The sequence below is a fragment of the Mesorhizobium sp. M7A.F.Ca.CA.001.08.2.1 genome (assembly GCF_003998455.1).
GTDB lineage: Bacteria > Pseudomonadota > Alphaproteobacteria > Rhizobiales > Rhizobiaceae > Mesorhizobium > Mesorhizobium ciceri.
Window position 1 is genome coordinate 1 of the sequence record NZ_RZPW01000678.1, and the last position, 3,387, is coordinate 3,387.

The window sequence follows — 3,387 nt, forward strand, 5'->3', positions numbered from 1 at the left end:
GCCGTAGCCTCCAGCGCCCGCCTGATCTTGGGCAGGTTGCGGCCGACCTTCATGATCACGGCGGCATCGGTGTCGGCGAGCCGGCGGCTCAGCTCGAACTCGCTCATCGTGCCCGGCAGCACGGTGAGCACGTCGTCGCCCTGGACGATCGGAATACCGGTCTGCGACCAGCAGCCGGACATGGCGGTGACGCCGGGGATGACTTCGGTCGGAAAACGATGGGCGAGGCGCACATGCAGATGCATGTAAGAGCCGTAGAACAGCGGATCGCCCTCCGACAGCACCGCAACCATTCTGCCGGCTTCGAGGTGCTCGGCGACCTTCTCGGCCGACTCCTCGTAGAAAGCCGTGATCTGCGAGCGGTAGTCGTCGTGATCCCTGGCGATTTCGGTTGTGACGGGATAGAGCAGCGGCAATTCCGTCATTTCGGGCCGGAACTGCGCTTCGACGATGGCGCGGGCGTTGCTGTTGTTGCCGCGCTTGGCGAAATAGGCCACGACATCGGCCTCGGCCAGGATGCGGGCGGCTTTTAGGGTCAGCAGTTCGGGGTCGCCAGGACCGGTGCCGACGCCAACGAGGCGGCCTTTGAGAAAGGCGTTCACAGGCCAGGCCTCGCCAATGAATTGAGCGCGGCGGCGGTCATGGCACTGCCGCCAAGCCGGCCACGCACGATGGCGTAGGGAACGCCGTAGGAATTCTCGGCCAGCGCATCCTTGGATTCGGCCGCACCGACGAAGCCGACCGGCATGCCGATGATGGCCGCCGGCTTCGGTGCGCCATCGCGCAGTTTTTCCAGGAGATAGAATAGCGCGGTCGGCGCATTGCCGATGGCAACCACAGAGCCGGCCATGCGCTCGCCCCAGAGGTCGATGGCGGCGGCCGAGCGGGTGTTGCCGATCTCCCTGGCGATGTCGTGCGTACGCGGGTCGCGCAAGGTGCAGATCACCTCGTTGCCCGCCGGCAGCCTGGCGCGGGTGACGCCATGCGAGACCATTTCCGCGTCGCAGAAGATCGGCGCGCCGGCCGCCAAAGCGGTGCGGGCGGCGGCAACGAAATCGGTGGAGAACACAAAATGATTTGAAGCTTCGACCTGGCCGCAGGCATGGATCATGCGAATGGCGACATCGGCCTCGGCTTCGGAGAAGCGCGACAGATCGGCCTCGGCGCGGATGATGGCGAAGGAGCGCTCGTAGATCGCCGTGCCGTCATGGATGTAGTCGTAGGCGGCCATGCTCATTTCCGTTTTTCAGTTTGGGCCTGTCGGTAGGCCTCGGCGATACCGGCCGGCCCGAGCCTTGTCAGGCAAGCGGCGGCGGTTTCACCTTGATATCGTGTGCTGCGGATCATCGCCGCGACGCGGCCGATGCCGCGCGCGGCGTCATAGCCCGGCCTGTAGCCGGCAGGAAGGGCCTTTGCCGTCGCGTTCACGACAAGTCCGGCTCCATTTTCGCCGCCGACGATCGTCAGCGCTGCCGGACCGGGGTGGGCGCAGCCTTTGGCACAGCCGGAAATGTGAAGGGTGAAGTCGAGGATGTCGGCTGTTTCAGCGGCTATCGTCTCGGCGATGTCGCGTGTGGCGATGCGGCCGGAGGCGCAGGCCGGCATGCCCGGGCAAGCGGCAATGCGCGTGCGCGGGTCGGCGGGGGCGGGGACGAAGCCGAGGATGGCGGCGGTGTGTTGGAGCGATGGGTTGGCGGCGGTTGGTTGCCCGAGGAACAGCAAGGCACGACCGGGGGCGAGGCGGATTTCGGTTGTGCCGAGGGCGATGGCGGCTTGCGCGAGGGCGATGATCTTGTCGGCCGGCATGCTGCCGTAGGGCAGGGCGATGCCGAGGGCGGTGGCGTGGCCGGCTAAGGGGAAAAGGCCGATAGGTTTGCGCGAGGCGCCCCCCTCTGTCCTGCCGGACATCTCCCCCTCTAGGGGGGAGATTACGCCGTCACCGATGGTTTCGCCAATCTCCGGTGCTGTTAAGGAAAAGCCGGCGTCGAAGCTGCCAATCTCCCCGCCTGAGGGGGAGATGTCCGGCAGGACAGAGGGGGGCGCCTCGCGCAAACTCGTCGAGCATAGCCAACCCGCCAGGGACACTAATTGCCTCTCCGATAAATCCCTTGCGTGGGCCTCGCGGCCTTTCTCTGCAACCATCCTTAGAACTGCAACGGCAATATCGCGCGCCGCACCTTGATCGGCAAACGCCAGCGGCCTCGCATTCCTCCCGTCACCCGCGACAGACACCCGCCACCGAACTCCCGCATCGGTGCGCGTTGCAGCAAGCCGCAGGTCGGCCGTGACCGCATCCATGGTGAGTTGCCCGCAGCCGTCCACAACGACCGACACCTTCGGCCCTAGGCGCTGTACGAGCCCAGCTTCTTCGATCGCAGCCCTGGTACGTTCAGCCAGCGGCCGGGGATCGGCAATCTCTTGCGGATCAATGCCTGCCAGCGGCCCGGTCTCGACCGGCACGCCGGTGCGCACCGCGATATCAAGCGCATCGACCTCCGCCGCCAGCAGCGCAGCACTTTGCGCCGTCAGCCCGCGTATCTGCAAACTGCCGCGCGCGGTGACTTCCATGATGCCATTGCCGTGCCGCAAAGCGGATTCGGCTAGTCCGATCAACGACTCTGGCGACATCCCCCCAGCAACCGGGTTGAGCCGCACCAGCAGGCCGTCGCCGGTTTGCATCGGCGCCGACAAAGCCGGACAGGCGCCGCGGCGCGAGAAGGCGTTCATGCCGCCACCCCAAGCGCTTCTGCTTCGGCAATCAGGGCTGTCAAATCGCCGTCGATGGAATTGCGCAGGGGATGCCACAGGCCGCGCCGGCGCGCCGACAGGAAGCGCTCGGCGATGATTTTTGCGGCGGCTGGGTTTTCGCGCAGGATGAAGGCGCGGACCATGGGATCGCCTAGATAGGCATCATGAACCGCCTCGATCAGCGTTCCCGAAATGGCGTGCGTGGTTTCGGCGAAGCCAATCAGCCGGTCGACGGTTTCGGCGAATTCCGAGGCGCCGCGCGGGCCGTGGCGCATCTGGCCTGATATGAAGCGTGGATTGACGGCGCGGGCACGCACGACGCGCGCTACGGCCTCACTGATCGAGCGTGGCTTCGGCTTTTGCGGGTCCGTGGTGTCGAGCACGATGACGTCGGCATTCCTGCCGAGCGCCGCAACTGCTGCGGAAAAGCCGCCGATGAAGGCGACATCGGCGGAGCCCTCGAGGATGTCGCGGCCGGGGTCGTCGCCGGTGTGGACGAGAAGATCGGCTTCGGCGATGCGGCCCTCGAAAACGCCGGGCGCGGAGATGCCTTCGCCCCCGGCGCCGCCATAGGCGTGCGATGTAGCGTCGAGATAGGCGCGGCCGATTTCGTCGCGCGCGCTCCAGTCGCCGGAGGAC

The 3,387-nt window shown here is 66.4% G+C and carries 4 protein-coding genes; all 4 read right to left on the reverse strand.

The genetic code is table 11. From position 1 onward, the window contains the following. On the reverse strand, positions 1-602 hold a 602-nt coding region (locus tag EN914_RS28875; RefSeq protein WP_127389431.1), incomplete at its 3' end, for a precorrin-2 C(20)-methyltransferase. Further along, complete coding sequence (locus EN914_RS28880) at positions 599-1,231, reverse strand: precorrin-8X methylmutase (protein WP_024501368.1); 633 nt, start codon at positions 1,229-1,231, stop codon at positions 599-601. The genes EN914_RS28875 and EN914_RS28880, both read right to left, overlap by 4 nt. A 2-nt stretch (positions 1,232-1,233) precedes the next feature. After that, positions 1,234-2,727 carry a precorrin-3B synthase gene (gene cobG, locus EN914_RS28885; RefSeq protein ID WP_127389432.1) on the reverse strand — a complete coding sequence of 498 codons (1,494 nt, stop codon included), beginning with the start codon at positions 2,725-2,727 and terminating at the stop codon, positions 1,234-1,236. Continuing rightward, positions 2,724-3,387: cobaltochelatase subunit CobN (locus tag EN914_RS28890; protein WP_206527261.1), on the reverse strand; the 664-nt coding region annotated here is incomplete at its 5' end. The genes cobG and EN914_RS28890, both read right to left, overlap by 4 nt.

Bases quoted from the DNA above. Each gene is read 5' to 3' on its own strand.
- cobG (WP_127389432.1), bottom strand. From the start codon at position 2,727: ATGAACGCCTTCTCGCGCCGCGGCGCCTGTCCGGCTTTGTCGGCGCCG.
- EN914_RS28880 (WP_024501368.1), bottom strand. From the start codon at position 1,231: ATGGCCGCCTACGACTACATCCATGACGGCACGGCGATCTACGAGCGC.